At 71.5% G+C, this 15,128-nt stretch carries 15 protein-coding genes; 5 read left to right on the top strand and 10 right to left on the bottom strand.

Annotated features, from left to right (window positions below; all coding sequences use genetic code 11):
- Positions 1-15: 15 nt before the first annotated feature.
- Both OG252_RS32095 and OG252_RS32090 read right to left on the bottom strand, forming a co-directional pair.
- Entirely contained in the window at positions 16-243 is a 228-nt protein-coding gene (locus OG252_RS32095; RefSeq protein ID WP_266439369.1) for a chaplin, read from the bottom strand.
- Positions 244-459: 216 nt separating this feature from the next.
- Entirely contained in the window at positions 460-867 is a 408-nt protein-coding gene (locus OG252_RS32090; protein ID WP_266439368.1) for a rodlin, read from the bottom strand.
- Positions 868-1,046: 179 nt separating this feature from the next.
- Between OG252_RS32090 and OG252_RS32085 the strand changes: the two genes are divergently transcribed.
- From OG252_RS32085 to OG252_RS32075, 3 genes are all read left to right on the top strand, one after another.
- Entirely contained in the window at positions 1,047-1,445 is a 399-nt protein-coding gene (locus tag OG252_RS32085) for a rodlin (protein WP_266439367.1), read from the top strand.
- 71 nt (positions 1,446-1,516) lie between these two features.
- Positions 1,517-2,527, top strand: coding sequence for an LCP family protein (locus OG252_RS32080; protein ID WP_329345230.1), 1,011 nt, complete (start codon positions 1,517-1,519; stop codon positions 2,525-2,527).
- Positions 2,528-2,674: 147 nt separating this feature from the next.
- Positions 2,675-3,082, top strand: a complete 408-nt coding sequence (locus OG252_RS32075; RefSeq protein ID WP_266439364.1) for a rodlin — start codon at positions 2,675-2,677, stop codon at positions 3,080-3,082.
- Between the two features lie 61 nt (positions 3,083-3,143).
- Here the strand turns inward: OG252_RS32075 and OG252_RS32070 are convergent, their stop codons facing one another.
- Positions 3,144-5,063 (bottom strand): AMP-dependent synthetase/ligase, encoded by a 1,920-nt coding sequence (locus OG252_RS32070; RefSeq protein WP_329340434.1) that lies wholly within the window; start codon positions 5,061-5,063, stop codon positions 3,144-3,146.
- 163 nt (positions 5,064-5,226) lie between these two features.
- On the opposite strand from OG252_RS32070, the gene OG252_RS32065 reads away from it, so the two are divergent.
- Entirely contained in the window at positions 5,227-5,835 is a 609-nt protein-coding gene (locus OG252_RS32065; RefSeq protein WP_329340432.1) for a chorismate mutase, read from the top strand.
- Positions 5,836-6,076: 241 nt separating this feature from the next.
- Here OG252_RS32065 and OG252_RS32060 read toward each other — a convergent pair whose 3' ends face one another.
- The 6 genes from OG252_RS32060 to OG252_RS32035 are packed head-to-tail and all read right to left on the bottom strand — an operon-like array spanning position 6,077 to position 12,450.
- Complete coding sequence (locus OG252_RS32060) at positions 6,077-6,901, bottom strand: ABC transporter ATP-binding protein (RefSeq protein WP_329340430.1); 825 nt, start codon at positions 6,899-6,901, stop codon at positions 6,077-6,079.
- On the bottom strand, positions 6,898-7,836 hold the full coding sequence (locus tag OG252_RS32055; RefSeq protein ID WP_329340428.1) for an ABC transporter ATP-binding protein: 939 nt from the start codon (positions 7,834-7,836) through the stop codon (positions 6,898-6,900). Before OG252_RS32055 ends, OG252_RS32060 begins: the two co-directional genes overlap by 4 nt.
- Positions 7,836-8,678 (bottom strand): ABC transporter permease, encoded by an 843-nt coding sequence (locus OG252_RS32050; protein WP_266439358.1) that lies wholly within the window; start codon positions 8,676-8,678, stop codon positions 7,836-7,838. Before OG252_RS32050 ends, OG252_RS32055 begins: the two co-directional genes overlap by 1 nt.
- On the bottom strand, positions 8,675-9,628 hold the full coding sequence (locus OG252_RS32045; RefSeq protein WP_266439356.1) for an ABC transporter permease: 954 nt from the start codon (positions 9,626-9,628) through the stop codon (positions 8,675-8,677). Before OG252_RS32045 ends, OG252_RS32050 begins: the two co-directional genes overlap by 4 nt.
- A gap of 3 nt (positions 9,629-9,631) precedes the next feature.
- Positions 9,632-11,275: an ABC transporter substrate-binding protein gene (locus OG252_RS32040; RefSeq protein ID WP_266439355.1), complete on the bottom strand. Its 1,644-nt coding sequence runs from the start codon at positions 11,273-11,275 to the stop codon at positions 9,632-9,634.
- Positions 11,276-11,292: 17 nt separating this feature from the next.
- A complete protein-coding gene (locus OG252_RS32035) occupies positions 11,293-12,450 on the bottom strand; it encodes a C45 family autoproteolytic acyltransferase/hydolase (protein ID WP_266439353.1) in 1,158 nt (385 codons plus the stop codon).
- Between the two features lie 114 nt (positions 12,451-12,564).
- Between OG252_RS32035 and OG252_RS32030 the strand changes: the two genes are divergently transcribed.
- A complete protein-coding gene (locus OG252_RS32030) occupies positions 12,565-13,461 on the top strand; it encodes a MurR/RpiR family transcriptional regulator (protein ID WP_266439352.1) in 897 nt (298 codons plus the stop codon).
- Positions 13,462-13,480: 19 nt separating this feature from the next.
- Here OG252_RS32030 and OG252_RS32025 read toward each other — a convergent pair whose 3' ends face one another.
- Positions 13,481-15,037, bottom strand: a complete 1,557-nt coding sequence (locus tag OG252_RS32025) for a vWA domain-containing protein (RefSeq protein ID WP_266439351.1) — start codon at positions 15,035-15,037, stop codon at positions 13,481-13,483.
- Positions 15,038-15,128: the final 91 nt, after the last annotated feature.

The following is a 15,128-nucleotide window of genomic DNA, read 5'->3' as shown; positions in this document are numbered from 1 at the left end:
TGGTGCGTTACGTCGTCAGTCGTTGACGCAGACGTTGCCCGACGCGGGGTTCAGCAGACCGATGAGGTTGATGGAGTTCCCGCACACGTTGACCTGCGCGTGAATCGGAACCTGGACCACGTTGCCCGAGAGGAACCCCGGCGAGCCGACGGCGACGCCCTCGGCATACGAGTCGGCGAAGGCCGGGGAGGCCATGCCGAGGGCCATGATCACGCCCGCGACGACAGCTGCGGTCTTCTTCATGAGCTTTCCCTTCTCTGCGGTCATGCCTCTGTGACGGTCGAAACCGAGCGAGCACAGCCGGAACGGCTCGCACCATGACCTGCAGGTGTAAAAGGAGGGATAGACATCTGAAGAAACTACGGAACGTATGTCGTAGGGTAATTCACTCGAACGCCTTCACAGGATTGGCACAAATGCCGAGACCGCCCAGGCCGCCCACCAGAAAAGGAAATCGGGTCAGTCGTTGGCGGCACCGTTCCCGGACAGCGCGGAGACCTCGCTCAGGAGATGCGACAGCGGCTCGTCGGCCTTCGCCTGCGTCGAGTTCTCGGCACACTGCTGGTTCTGCGGAGCCGACAGGACCGGGATGTCCTGGACACCGATATTGATGAGCAGGATCGACTGGAGGTCGGCCTTCGCCGGCAGGCCGACGCAGAGCTTGTTCAGCGAGCTCTGGACCAGGGTGGTCTGCGGGCTCATCTTGCCCTTGGTCACCTGGTTGCCGAACGCGCCGCGGGCACCGTTGCCGCTGGCGGAGAACGTGCCGTCGTCGTCGGCGATGGCAAGCGCCTGGGATGCGGTCGCCGCGGACATGCCGACCACGGACGCGGCGATCGCCGCCATGGCCATTGCCTTCTTCAGCATTTCGCTTTCCTTCCCTGAGGTAACCCCTCGCATCAACCGGGTTCGCGCGGTTTGGTTTCCACATTTCACCCGATCAGGCTCAATGGGCCATCGGAGTGAATGACAGCAACCATGCGGGTCCGCGGGAGTTGACCAGAGCGCTCCGGTGGACGGGGTTTCTCCAGAAAGGGACTACACAAGTGATCAAGAAGGTTCTGGCTTCTGCCGCAGTAGCCGTGTCCGTCGTGGGCGCCGCTTCCCCCGCCATGGCCATCGCCGACGACGACGGCACGTTCTCCGCCAGCGGCAACGGTGCTTCGCAGTCGTTCGGCAACTCGGCCACGTACGGCAACATGAGCCCGCAGATGGCTCTGATCCAGGGTTCGCTGAACAAGCCCTGCATCGGTCTGCCCGCGAAGCTCAACGCGCAGTCCATCCTCGCCCTCGTCAACGTCGGCGTGCAGGACATCCCGATCCTGTCGGCTCCGCAGAACCAGCAGTGTGTCGAGAACTCGACGCAGGCCAAGGGCGACGAGCCGCTCTCGCACATCCTGGACGAGATCTCGGTGCTGGCCGGCAACGGCGCCACCAACGACTGAGCCTCCGCTCCGGCGCACGGCGGGTCACCGGTTCTCCGGTGGCCCGCTCGCTTAGTTTTCGTCGCGTGTCGATGAAGAGAGTCCTTTCCTCCCTGATCGTGTCCGCCTCCGCCGCAGCCCTGCTCGGTGCCCCCACACTTCCCGCCCGGGTGTCCTCCCCCCACGGCATGAACATCCTGCTGATGGGCACGGACGGCCGGGACACCATCTCCGACGCGGAGAAGCGCAGGTTCCACGCCGGCGGGATCGCCTGCGACTGCACGGACGTCCTGATGCTGGTCCATGTGTCGGCGCACCGGGACCGGGTGAGCGTCGTCAGCCTGCCGCGCGACTCCTACGCGGAGATTCCGCCGTACCGCGACGAGGCCACCGGCGAGGAGCGCCCGCCGCACCCCTCGAAGATCAACGGCGCGTACGCCGAGGGCGGTGCCCCGCTCGCCGTGCGCACCGTCGAGTCGATGACGGGGCTGACCGTCGATCGCTTTCTCCAGGTGGACTTCCGGCGCTTCATCGACGCCGTGAACGACGTCGGGGGTGTCGAGGTGTGCACCCCGCGCCGCCTGCGGGACAAGGCCACCAAGCTCGACCTGAGGCCCGGGAAGCACCGGCTGGGGGGCGGGCAGGCGCTGCAGTACGTCCGTTCCCGGAAGGTGGACAGCAGTGCCGACCTCGGGCGGATCCAGCGTCAGCAGCGGTTCCTGGTGGGGGCCCTGCGCGGGCTCCAGGCGAGCCGGCTGCTCGCCGACCCGGTCGCGACGGCCCGGGTGGTGCACACGCTGCTCGGCTCCGGTCGGGTCGCGCAGGGCTTCGAGGCCGGGGAGCTGGTCGAGCTGGCGGTCGTCCTGGGGCGGGTGCCGGCGAGGGCGACCGAGTTCGCGACGGTGCCGATCTCCGGGTTCGACGAGACCCACCCGGAGATCGGGTCCACGCTGGTCTGGGACCGGGCGAAGGCCGACGCGATGTTCGGCAAGCTGCGCGAGGACCGTCCGCTGATCGGGGCCGGCGCCTCGCCCAAGCCCCTCGATCCGCCGCGGCTGGCCAACTCCGCGCCCGTGCGCGGGAGCTCCTATGCCTGTCGGTGAGGGCCGCACGTGAGGTGTTCGAGGGGCGCTCACCCGGTCGCTGAGTGCGCTGCGCCAATCGGGGCAAAGCCCGCAACCCCGGCGAGGGTCGGACCGTTCTCGATCATGCAGCTCCTCCCCGGAGTCCGCTTTTCGAAGGGAATGAACATGAAGAAGCTGTGGGCCACCGCGGCTGTCGCCGCCTCCGTCGCCGGTCTCTCGGTGGCGGCCGCCTCCCCGGCCCTTGCCATCGCCGACGACGACGGCACCGTCTCCGCCAGCGGCAACGGCGCCAAGCAGGAGTTCGGCAACTCGGCCACGTTCGGCAAGATGAGCCCGCAGCTGTCGCTGGTCCAGGGTTCGCTGAACAAGCCGTGCATCGGTCTGCCCGCGAAGCTCAACGCGCAGTCCATCCTCGCCCTCGTCAACGTCGGCGTGCAGGACATCCCGATCCTGTCGGCTCCGCAGAACCAGCAGTGTGTCGAGAACTCGACGCAGGCCAAGGGCGACGAGCCGCTCTCGCACATCCTGGACGAGATCTCGGTGCTGGCCGGCAACGGCGCCACCAACGACTGAGCCTCCGCTCCGGCGCACGGCGGGTCACCGGTTCTCCGGTGACCCGCCGTCGTGTTGTGTCTCAGCGCCGGTACAGCGCCTCGATCTCCTCCCCGTACACCGCCGTCACCGCGTGCCGCTTCACCTTCAGGGACGGCGTGAGCAGGCCGTTGTCCTCGGTGAACTCGCCCTCGACAAGGGTGAACGCGCGGATCGACTCGGCGCGCGAGACGGCCTCGTTGGCATAGTCCACGGCTTTCTGGACGTAGGCGCGCATCCGGGGGTCGCGTACGAGGTCCGCCAGCGGGGTGTCGGCGGGCAGTTTGCGTACCGCCAGCCAGTGGGCGACCGCCTCGGGGTCGAGGGTGACGAGGGCGGCGACGAAGGGGCGGTTGTCGCCGACGACCATGCACTGGCCGACGGGCGGGCGGCTGCGCAGGCGGTCCTCCAGGACGGCCGGGGAGACGTTCTTGCCGCCCGAGGTGACGAGGATGTCCTTCTTGCGGCCGGTGATGGTGAGGTAGCCGTCCTCGTCTAGGGAGCCGAGGTCGCCGGTGGCGAACCAGTCGTCGGCAAGGACCGCGTCCGTGGCGGCCGGGTTGTTCCAGTACGCGCCGAAGACGATCCCGCCCTTGATGAGGACCTCGCCGTTGTCCGCGATGCGGATCGCGGTGCCGGGGACCGGCTGGCCGACCGTGCCGGGGCGGGGCTTGAGGGGCGGGACGATGGTGGCGGCGGCCGTGGTCTCCGTCAGGCCGTAGCCCTCGTAGACGATGATTCCGGCGGCGTAGAAGAACAGGTTGAGGTTGCGGTCGAGCGGGGAGCCGCCGCTGATGGCGTAGCGCATGCGGCCGCCGAGTTCCTTGCGGACACGGCGGTAGACCAGGAGGTCGTACAGGGCCCAGGCGGCGTAGAGGCCGGGGCCGGGGCCTTTGCCCCGGTCGAGGAACTTGTTCAGGTACGCCTCGCCGAAGCGGACGCCGATGCGGTCGGCGCGGTCGAAGGAGGCGCCGCGGCCGATCTTCTCGGCGGTGGCGCGGCCGGTGTCGTGGATCTTCTCGAAGAGGTACGGCACGCCGACCAGGAAGGTCGGGCGGAACTCCTTGAGCGCCGGGCGGAGTTCGTCGGGCTTGATGCTCGGGCAGTGGCCGATCTCGATGCGGGCCAGCAGGCAGGCGATCTGCAGGGTGCGGCCCAGGATGTGGGCGAGCGGGAGGAAGAGGAGGGTCGAGGCGACCTGGCCGGTGACCTCCTGGAAGATCGGGTGCAGCAGTTCGACCGTGTTGGCGGCCTCGGCGTGGAGATTGGCGTGGGTGAGGACGCAGCCCTTGGGTTGTCCGGTGGTGCCGGAGGTGTAGCAGATGGTCGCGATCGTGTCGGGGGTGAGGGAGGTACGGCGCTTGGTGACCTCGTCGTCGGGGAGGTCGCGGCCGAGGGTGCTGAGGTCTTCGACCGCTGCGGAGTCCAACTGCCAGATGCGCGGCCGTACTTGGTGGCGGGCCGTGCCCGTCGTCACCGTGGCGGCGTTCTCCGGCGTCTCCGTGACGACGAAGCGGGCGCCCGAGTCGCGGACGATCCACTCCACCTGGTCGGCGGAGGAGGTGGGGTAGACGGGCACGGTCTGGCCGCCGGCCGCCCAGACGGCGAAGTCGAGGACGGTCCACTCGTAGCGGGTGCGGGACATCACGGCGACGCGGCCGCCCGGTTCGAGGCCGGCGGTGATCAACCCCTTGGCGACGGCGGTGACTTCGCGGGCGAAGGCCGCGGCGGTCACGGGCTGCCAGGTGCCCTGCTGTTCGCGCCGCAGCACCACGGCGTCGGGTGCCTCGGCCGCGTTGGTGAAGGGGAGGTCGGCGATGGTGCCGGTCGGCGGGTGCGGGGCGAGGGCGGGGGTGCGGGCCTCGCGGACCACGCCGTGTTCGTCCCTGATGACTTCGACCCTGGTGCGGGTCGCCAGGTCGGTGCGCTGCTTCGCCCGTTTCAGATCCCTGCGTACGCCCATGACGGCTCCCGGTCGCGGCTCTGCTGACGTCTTGCCGTACGAAGTGCCTTCACCACTGATGGGCCAACTCGGTGGCGGTGTCAAGGTGGGCCCGGCGTCGGCGGTCGGGAGCGGCGTCGATACGTTGCCGGGTGACCGACCCCCCCCCACGGAAGGAAAGCCTGTGCGCCCCCAACGCCTTCGCTCCGTCCTCGTCGCCGTGTGCGCCACGGCGGCCGTGAGCCTCACCGGCGCCGCCCCGGCCGCCGCCGCGCCCGCCCCGGCTCCCCTACGGGCGACGGCCGTCGCTTCCGGACTCGCGCCGCTCACCGACCTGTTCGCCGAGCGGCTGCTGCTCGCCGACAAGGTGGCTGCCGCCAAGTACGGCACCGACAAGCCGATCGACGATCCGGCGCGTGAGCAGCAGGTCCTCGACGACGTGGCCGCGCGGGCGGTCGGGCTCGGGCTGGACCCGGATGCGGTGACGGCCGTCTTCCGGGACCAGATCGAGGCGAACAAGCTGGTGCAGCGCGGGCTGTACGCCCGTTGGGACGCGCATCCCGAGCTGCGGCCCACCGAGCGGCCGGACCTGGTGCAGGAGGTCCGGCCGGCGCTGGACCTCATCACCACGCGGGTGCTGGCCGCCCTGCGGGAGACGGAGTCGCTGCGGGCCTCGGCTGCGTGCCTGCCCGGGCTGTCCGTCGCCGCGGCGCGGTCGGGGTACGGCCATGAGCTGGACCTCCTGCACCTGGCGGGGCTCGGGCGGGCGCTGCCGTCCGTGTGCGGGGGCTAGGTACAGCTAGGGCCTGTCCGGCGGATCAGGTCGCAGGAAGTCGGCGGCGCCTCATTGACGCAGGTGAGCGGGGCCTGGTGCGTCGAGCTGCAAGGCGGAGGAGGGCGTCGATGCGATGGGGGTCCCCCGCTCGAATCGGCAACCGACGACAACGCCGCAGATCGGCGCCCGCCGCGGAGCGGCTGATGTCACTGCGGCCCCGCGTCTGCGACCTGATCCGCCGGACAGGCCCTACTAGGGGCTAGTCCCCCGTTGCGGCGAGGGTTCGGCGGGCCTCGACTGCGGTGTTCGGGTCCCAGCCCTGGCCGGGTACGGCGGCGAGCAGGAGGCGGGTGTAGGGGTGGGCCGGGTCGGTGAGGACCCGGTGGGTGGGGCCCTGCTCGACGACCCGGCCGTGCCGCATGACCAGCACGTCGTCGGTGATGTGCTGGACCACTGCCAGGTCGTGGCTGACGAAGACGAGGGCGACGCCGGTGTCGCGGCGGATCTCGTCGAGGAGTTGGAGGATCTGGGCCTGGATCGACACGTCCAGGGCGGCGACCGCCTCGTCCAGGACGAGGATCCGCGGGTCCACGGCCAGGGCGCGGGCGATCGCGAGGCGCTGGCGTTGACCGCCCGAGAGGTGCCGGGGGCGGGCGTCCGCCTCCCGGGCGCCGAGGCCGACTCGGTCGAGGAGGCGGGCGGCGATGTTCGCGTCGCGGCCGTGCAGGCGCAGGGCGGTGCGCAGGCACTGGGCGGAGGTCAGGCGGGGGTCGAGGGAGACGTACGGGTCCTGGAAGACCATCTGGATCTCGCGGGCGTGGGCGAGGCGGCCGGACCTGCGGCGGGGCGGGCGGGGGCCGCGCGGGCGGCCGTCGACCGTCACCGTGCCGGAGTCGGGGCGGACCAGGCCGACGAGCATCCGGGCCACCGTCGTCTTGCCGGAGCCGGACTCGCCGACGATGCCGAGGGAACCGCCCCGGGGCACGGTGAAGGAGACGTCCTCGGCGGCGGTGAGGCGGCCGCGGCCGGGCAGGGGGTAGGTCTTGCGGAGCCGGTCGACGACCAGCAGGGGGGCGTCGGTCATGACGTACTCGTACTCCTCACGGCGACCGGCAGGCGGCGGCAGGCGGCCGTTCCCTCGTCCGGCAGGTCCAGCGGCTCCGGGTGCCAGGTCTCGCAGGCCGGCTCGGCGTCGGGGCAGCGGGAGGCGAACGGGCAGCCGGGAAAGGCGTCGGACAGGGACGGGGGGCGGCCCGGGATGGGGCGGAGGGGGCGGTTCGTGTCGCCCAGGGTGGGTGAGCAGGACAGGAGGCCGCGGGTGTAGGGGTGGGCGGGGGTGGTGAAGAGGGCGTGGGCGGTGCGTTCCTCGACGATCCGGCCCGCGTACATGACGTAGACGCGGTCGCAGTAGGCGGCGGCCAGGTGCAGGTCGTGGGTGATGAACAGCATTCCGGCGGCGTGTTCGGCGCGCAGCAGGGCCAGGATCTCGGCCTGGGTGGTGACGTCCAGGGCGCTGGTCGCCTCGTCGGCGAGGAGGAGTTGGGGGTGGGTGGCCAGTGCCCCTGCGATGACCACGCGTTGGAGCATGCCGCCGGACAACTCGTGCGGGCGTTGGCGCAGGCGGTGTTCCGGGTCGGACAGGCCTACGGCCGCGAGGAGTTCGGTGGCTCGGGCGCGGTCGGCTCCGCGTTCGCGGAGGAAGTCGCCGATCCGGCGTACGGGGTTGAGGGCGGCGCGCGGGTCCTGGTGGACCATGGCGACCGTGCGGGCGCGGTGGCGGCGCAGGTCCTCGCCGGTGAGGGTGAGGACGTCCGTGCCGTCCACCCGTACGGCGCCGGAGGCGGTGGCCCCGCCCGGGAGCAGGCCCAGCGCCGCCTTCGCCGCGGTCGACTTGCCGGAGCCGGACTCGCCGACCAGGCCGACGACCTCGCCGGGAGCGATGTGCAGGGACACGTCGTCGAGGACGGGGCGTGCGGTGTCCGGGAGCCGGACGGTCAGGTGGTCGAGGGTGAGCAGCATCAGGCCTGCCTTCCGAGCCGGTCGGCGGCCCAGACGCCGACCACGTTGAAGGAGACGACGACCGCGGCGATGGCCGTGCCCGGGACGAGCGCGGGCAGCAGGGCGCCCTGGACGATGGCCGCTTGGCCCTCCTGCACCATCAGTCCCCAGTCGGAGCTGGGCGGTTGGGCGCCGAAGCCGAGGTAGGAGAGGGTGGCCAGGGACATCAGGGCCTCGCCGAAGAGGACGACGAGATAGCCGGTCACGGCTCGGGCGAGGTTCGGGACCAGGTGCATCGCGCAGATGCGGGTGCCGCCCATGCCCTGGACGCGGTAGGCGTCGACGTACGGCTTGCGGGCCTCCGAAAGGGCCAGTGAGCGCGTGTACTTGGCGACCGTGGGTGTGTAGGCGAGGCCCAGGGCCAGCACGGACGTCGTCATGCCGGTGCCGAAGACCGCGATGATCAGGACCGTGAACAGCAGTCCCGGGAAGGCGTACATGACGTCCGTGGCCCGGGAGACGAGGGCGTCCGTCCAGCCGCCGCGCCAGGCGGCCAGCACGCCCAGGGTGACGCCGAGCAGCGCGGCCACGGCGAGGAGCAGCACGGGCGCGATCAGGCTGGTGCGGGCGCCGTACAGGACGCGGGAGAGCAGGTCCTGCCCGGAGGAGTCGGTGCCGAGGAGGTGGTCGCCGGTGGTGCCGGCGAGGGAGGCGGAGAGGTCGATCGCGTCGGGGGCGTAGGGGGCGAGGAGGGGGGCCAGGGCGGCGGCCAGGACCACCAGGGCGAGGAAGCCGGCGGCGACCGTGACGCCGGCGGGGCGGCGGGGTCGTACGCGGACGGGGGTGAGGGTGAGCGCGGTCATGCGGTACGGGCCTCCTCGCGGACGCGCGGGTCGAGGAGCGGGTGGACCAGGTCGACGACGGTGGTGACGACGACGTAGCCGGTGACCATGAGGAGCAGCACGGCCTGGGCGACCGGGAAGTCGTGGGTGTTGATCGCGCCGACCAGCAGGGAGCCGATGCCGCTGATGCCGAAGGCGGTCTCGACGACGACCGTGCCGGCGAGCATGCCCGCCATGACCAGGCCGCACATGGTGATGATCGGGCCGAGCGCGTTGCGCAGGACGTGGCGGCGGACGATCTCGCGCTCCGGGATGCCGGAGGATCGGGCCGCCTCGACGTGGTCGGAGGCCGCCGCGTCCGCCATGGCCTGCCGGGTGACGCGGCTGATCAGGGCGAGCGCGCCGAGGGCCAGGGACAGGGCGGGGAGGGTGAGGTGGTGGAGGGTTCCGGCGAATCCCGTGCCGGTCCCGGTCACCGGGAACCAGCCCAGTTGGACGCCGAAGAGGGAGACCAGCGCGATCGCAGCCACGAACGACGGCACCGACGCGGCGAGGGTCGTACCCCCGACCACCGCCGAGTCGACCCATGTCGACTGTTTGACGGCGGCCAGGATGCCCGCGCCGACGCCGAGGACGACGAACAACAAGGTGGCGTAGGCGACCAGTTCGAGGGTGGTGGCGAGGCGGGCGGAGATCAGGTCGGCCACCTGGTCGCCGTACTTGAAGGAGCGGCCGAGGTCGAGGTGGAGGCAGTCGGCGAGCCAGCGGCCGTACTGGACGATCAGCGGCTCGTCGAGGTGGTACTGGGCGCGGACGGTCGCGAGGCGCTCGGGGGTGAGCTTGTCGCGGCCGCCGGCCAGGAAGACGGCCGGGTCGCCGGGGGCCGCGTACACGGCGGCGAAGATGACGAAGGACGCGGCGAGGAGGGTGGCGAGGAAACCGGCCAGGCGGCGGACGACACGGGCGAGCATGCCTCAGCCCTTCTTCGCGCCGAGGCCGGCCGCCCACGGGTAGTAGAGGTAGGCCTGGGAGGCGGGGGCGCCGGTCAGCTTGTCGCTGAGGACGAGGACCGAGGGGACCTGGGCGACGGGGATCCAGACCGCCGCGTCGGCGAAGCGCTTCTGTACGTCGATCGCGAGGGCGGCGCGCTCGGCGTCGTCCAGGGTGGACAGGGCCTGCTTCACCTTCTGGTCGTAGGTGGCGTCCTTGAAGCCGACCCAGTTGTTGGAGGAGTCGGACAGGCCGTTGTCGTAGAAGCCCATGGGGTCGGACTTGGAGATGTACCAGTCGCCGGCGAGGACGTCGATCTCGGCGCGGGCCTGCGGGTCGCTGTAGAACTCCTCGAACTGGGCCGTCGGTACGGTCTTGATGGTGCCCTCGAGGCCGATGCGCTGGAGGGCGGCGCGTACGGCGTTGGCGATGACGGTACGGCCCTGGCTGGCGTCGGTGCCGATGACGATGGGGTCGGTGGGGGCGCCGGCCTCCTTCACCAGCTTCTTCGCCTCGGTGATGTCGGCGGCGTCGGGTGAGGCGGGGGCGGTGGCCGCCAGTTCCTTCTGGGCGGCGGTGAACTCGGCCTTCTGGTAGCCCCAGGAGCCGGAGCCGACCGGGCTGGCCCAGGGTTCGACCAGGCCGCCGTAGCCGGACTTGGCTATGCCGGCGCGGTCGAGGGCGAGGGAGAGGGCGCGGCGGATCTTCGGGTCGGTCAGGCCGCCGCGGTCGGTGGGGATCAGGTCGAGGGTGGCGGTGGAGGGGCCGTAGTACTGGGCGAGGCCCTTGGTGGCGCGCAGGGCGGAGGCGGTGTTGGGCGACTCGGCGAAGGTGCCGTCGGCGGCGCCCGTCTTCAGGGCGTTGACCAGGGCGCTGTCGGAGGCCCAGCGGAAGACGAGTTCCTTGGTGAGGGGCTGGTCGCCCCAGTAGCCGTCGTAGGCGCGGATGGTGATCGAGTCGCCGGACTTCCAGTTCGTCAGCTGGTACGGGCCCGAGCAGGCGTCTGTCTGGCCGGGGGTGCCGAAGTCCTGGCCCGCCTTCTCGACCTGCTCCTTGTTCCAGACGATGCCCGCGTCGCCCGCGAGGGCCTTGGTGAACAGGGCGTCGGGGGTCTTGAAGCGGACGGTGATCTGGTTGGCGCCGGTCTTGGTCATGGAGGTGACGTTGGTGAACTCGTCGCTCTGTTCCATGTCCGGGTCGGCGTGGCGCTTCAGGCTCCACAGGACGTCGTCGGCGGTGAGTTCCGAGCCGTCGTGGAAGGTGACGCCGTCGCGGACGGTGAGGACGAGGGTCTTGTCGTCAGGGGTCGCGGCTTTCTCCGCGAGGAAGGGCTTGACGGTCATGTCGGGCTGGAGCTGGTAGAGGCGCTCGCAGACGTTGGTGAGGACGACGCGGCCGGCGCTGGTGCCCTGGGTGTCGAGGTCGAGGGAGTCGGGCTCGTCCTCCAGGAGCCAGTTGACCTTCGGGACGGTGCCCTGGGCCGCGGGGGTGGTCGGGGTGAGCTTGAGTTCGGCCGCGTCGACCGCACCGCCGGTGGCGGTCGTGGTGTCGGCGCCGCTGCAGGCCGCCGTGAGCAGGCCGGTGGCGACGAGGGCGGCGGTCACCGCCGGCCGCTTGTTTCTGTTCATGTGCGTGGACTCCTGTGTCAGTTGAGGCTGTCGTCGCCGTGCGGGCCGTCGTAGAGGTTCCAGGGCAGGTGCTGGTAGTCGCGGTCGCAGGGGGTGCCCGCGGTCACGTGGTAGTCGCCGGTGGTCAGGTCGACGCAGGAGGACACGAGCGTGGTCCAGTGCTCCACGGCGGGCCTGCGGGCGTCGGGGTGGGTGCACAGGGACTCGGGCAGGCCCAGGTGGTCGGACATGGCCTGCTTGATCAGCTTGCGGGACTCGTCGGGGCCGGTGGAGCCGCGCAGGGCGCGCAGGCCCTGTTCGGCGCGGGGGACGCGGACCAGGGAGTCCGGGGAGAGGGGGCGGTAGTCGGCGGCGATCGCCGCGGGGACGCCCGCCTGGTAGTGGTTGCCGTGCACGAGCAGGCCGTCCGTCGGGTGCATCCAGCCGTGTCCGGCGGGCGTGGTCTCCAGGTCGACGGCGTAGCCCTCGCGGCAGGTCAGCAGCGCGTTGGAGGCGATGTGGGCGCGGGTGCGGCACAGCACTTCGAGGGCGTCGGTGATGGCCGGCTGGTCCAGGACGCTGCGGCGTACGACGGTCTGCGGCAGGCCGACGGCGTCGCTGAACCGGCCGCCGAGGCCGTTGGCGTTGAGCGCGATCCCGGCGGAGCTGGCGCCCTGGCGGCCCACCTGGCCCGCCTCCACCTGCATGATCAGGGTGGGGGCGGGCGGCTGGACGATCCGCAGCATGACGACCGTGTCGCCGACCGCGGCCCGCCAGTCCCAGTTCTGGCCGGCCCAGACATGGCCGTCGCCGCTGGCGGGGCCGTAGGCGGCGAAGGAGGTGCAGCCCTCGGCGGGCTCCTCGGGGACGTGGGTGTCCATCGCCGCGAACGAGTTGTCGTAGAGCACCTCGCCGCGGGCGTTGAGGGCGAGGACGTCCAGGAGCGTCACCCCGGCCCCGTCGGCGATGCCCCGCATCTCCTCCAGCAGGTGGGGCGCGTACGAGCCGACGGGCTCCTGCCAGCGGGCGGCGCGGGCGGTGACCTGGTCCCAGGTCAGCCCGGCGGAGTGACCGAAGGCCTCCTCGTAGTAGGCGAGCGCGGCGTGCAGTTGGGGGCGTACCGCCTCGCCGTACTGGCGGCCGCGCTCGGTGGGGGTGCCGGAGATCTCGACAAGGGGCAGGGTGCGGGGTGCCATTCTTCTCCTCGCGGTGGAGAGCCACTGGTGTGTAACGTTGGTTACGAGATGCTCTCCTCTTGGAATGCGTTGTCCAGGAGAGTAATGGCCGTCACAAGGAAGTCAATGTCTGTAATGAAAATTTCAGATCACGGGGACCTCGGAGAGGGCGTGGCCCGCCTCCGGACGGCCGTACGCGATCACTGGGAGACCCTCTCCGCGTCGGAGCGCGCGGTCGCCCAGTACCTGGCGAGCGCCCCCGTCGAGCAGCTTCTGTTCGCCAGTGCCCAGGAGTTGGGCACGGCCAGCGGCACCAGCAACGCCACGGTCGTGCGGGCGCTGCAGCGCCTGGGGTATGCCGGGCTGCCCGCCCTCAAGCGGGAGCTGGCCTCCGGCTTCACCTCCGCGGTGGCGCCCGAGGTGCGGCTCAAGCAGCGGATCGCCCATGTCGGGCGGGACCTGGAGGGCATCTGGGGCGATGTGATCGACGAGGCCCAGGAGCGCATCGAGCAGACCCGGCGGCTGACCGAGCCGGACGTGCTGCGGGCGGCGGTGGCCGCGCTCGGGGACGCCGAGGAGATCCACTGCTTCGGGATCGCCGCCTCCGAGCCGGCCGCCCGTCATCTGGCGCTGGCGCTCGGCCGGATCGGGCGCCGCTCCCGGTTCGCCGGCGCGACCGGGTTCGCGTTCGCCGACGCGCTGCTCGCGCTGCGCCAGGGCGACGCCGTGGTGATCTTCCAGCCCGGGCGGGCGCTGGCCGAGCTGACGGTGCTCGTGGAGCGGGCCCGGGCGGTCGGGGCGCGGATCGTGCTGGTCACCGACGAGCTGGGCGAGGAGTTCGGCGACCGCGTCGACGCCGTCCTGACCGCGCCGCACACCCCGACCGGGATCACCTCGGAGGCGCTCACCGCCCTCGTCGTCGCCGACGTGCTGCTGCTGGCGCTGACGGCACTGGACGAGACGCGGGCGGTGGACACCTCACACCAACTGACGGTGCTGCGGGAGCAGTTGCTGAAAGGCCGCAAGGGGTGAGCGGCCAGAGGGACAAGGGCTAGTCCCCCAGGTGCCTCGCCCGGCCGATGGTCTCGGCGAGCTCCCGTACGGACTTGTCCTCGGTGGTGTCCGCCAGGTCGTCGGCGCGTTCGGCCAGGTCGCTCAGGGGCCGGGCGCCCGGCAGTGAGGTCCAGCGGTCGTCGCCCCGGCGCAGGGCGTCGGCGAAGTAGGCGGCCACCGCGGTGACCTGGAAGCGGGGACTCGCGCTCCAGACCGAGTCGTCCAGGGAGTCGGACTCCAGCTGTCCGGACTCCTCGTGCGGGGTGCGGGTGTCCGGGTCCTGCCAGCGGACCGTCGCGGTGGCGAGGTGGCCGTCGGCGCCGGGCTCGGTGCGGACGGCGTAGAGGGCGGTGACCGTGTGGCCGGGGCCGACCTCGCCGCCGTCGACACGGTCGTCGCGGAAGTCCTCATCGGCGACGCGGCGGTTGTCGTAGCCGACCAGCCGGAACTCGGCGACCGTCTCCGGGTCGAAGGCGACCTGGGCCTTGGCGTCGCGGGCGGTGAGATCGATGTTCTTCGGGAGCTGCTCGCAGAAGACGGTACGGGCCTCGTCGGGGTCGGAGACGTAGGTCGTGTGGCCGTCGCCCTTGTCGGCGAGGCGTTCCATCAGGGCGTCGCCGTAGTCGCTGCCGACGCCGACGCCGAACAGGGTGATGCCGTGCTCGCGACGGGCGCCGTCGATGCGCTCCAGGATGGAGTCGGGGTCGGTGTCACCGTCGTTGGCGAGGGCGTCGGAGACGAGGACGACCCGGTTGGTGGCGCCCTCGCGCAGGCCCTCGACGGCGGTGGCGTAGCCGGTCTCGACGCCGGCGCCGAGGTTGGTGGAGAAGGTCGGCTCCAGGTCGTCGATCGCCTCGTGGATCTCGTCGCGGTTGCCGTCGAGGCGGGTCATCGGCAGGACGGTCTCGGCCTGGTCGCTGAAGGTGACGATCGCGACCGAGTCGTCGTCGCGCAGTCGGTCCGTCATCACGCCGAGGGACTCCTGGGCGAGGTCGAGGCGGCCCGGTTCGGCCATGGAGCCGGAGATGTCGATGACGAAGGTGAGGGCGGCGGGCGGGCGTTCGTCGCCCTGCTCCTGCGCACCGCGGGTGGCCAGGCCCACGCGGACCAGGGACCAGTCCTCCTTGTCGGTACGGGCGCCGTCGACGGTCACCGTGAAGCCGTTGCCGTCGGGACGCTCGTAGTCCTGGCGGAAGCTGTTGACGAACTCCTCGGGGCGGATCGTCGACGGGTCCGGCCGCTGCCCGTCGGCGAGGGTGCGGCGGGCGTAGCCGTAGGAGGCGGTGTCGACGTCGAGGGCGAAGGTGGAGAGGTAGTCCGGCGAGGGGGCGACCTCGCGGGACTCGTCGTCGGGGCTGTCGCTGTCCCTGTCGCCGTCCTGTTCGCCGGTGCCGCGGCTGTAGTCGGGGGCCGGGAAGCCGGTCGCCCCGTCCGCACTGCTGTGGTCGCCCGAGTCGCCCGTGCCGCCCGCGCCGCACCCGGTGAGCAGCAGGCCGCCCGCCGCGGTGAACGCGAGCAGGGCGGCGCGCAGCCGTCGTATCCGATACCGCTCCATCTTCGGTGCCCCCTTGGCCTGTTGACGCCTTGTCTGTGACTGTGACGGCGCAAGGGGACGGAACGTGCGTTACGGAGCGTTGCGGAAAGAT

The organism is Streptomyces sp. NBC_01352, from assembly GCF_036237295.1.
Classification (GTDB): domain Bacteria; phylum Actinomycetota; class Actinomycetes; order Streptomycetales; family Streptomycetaceae; genus Streptomyces; species Streptomyces plumbiresistens.
This window is presented reverse-complemented; position numbering and strand designations above follow the sequence as displayed.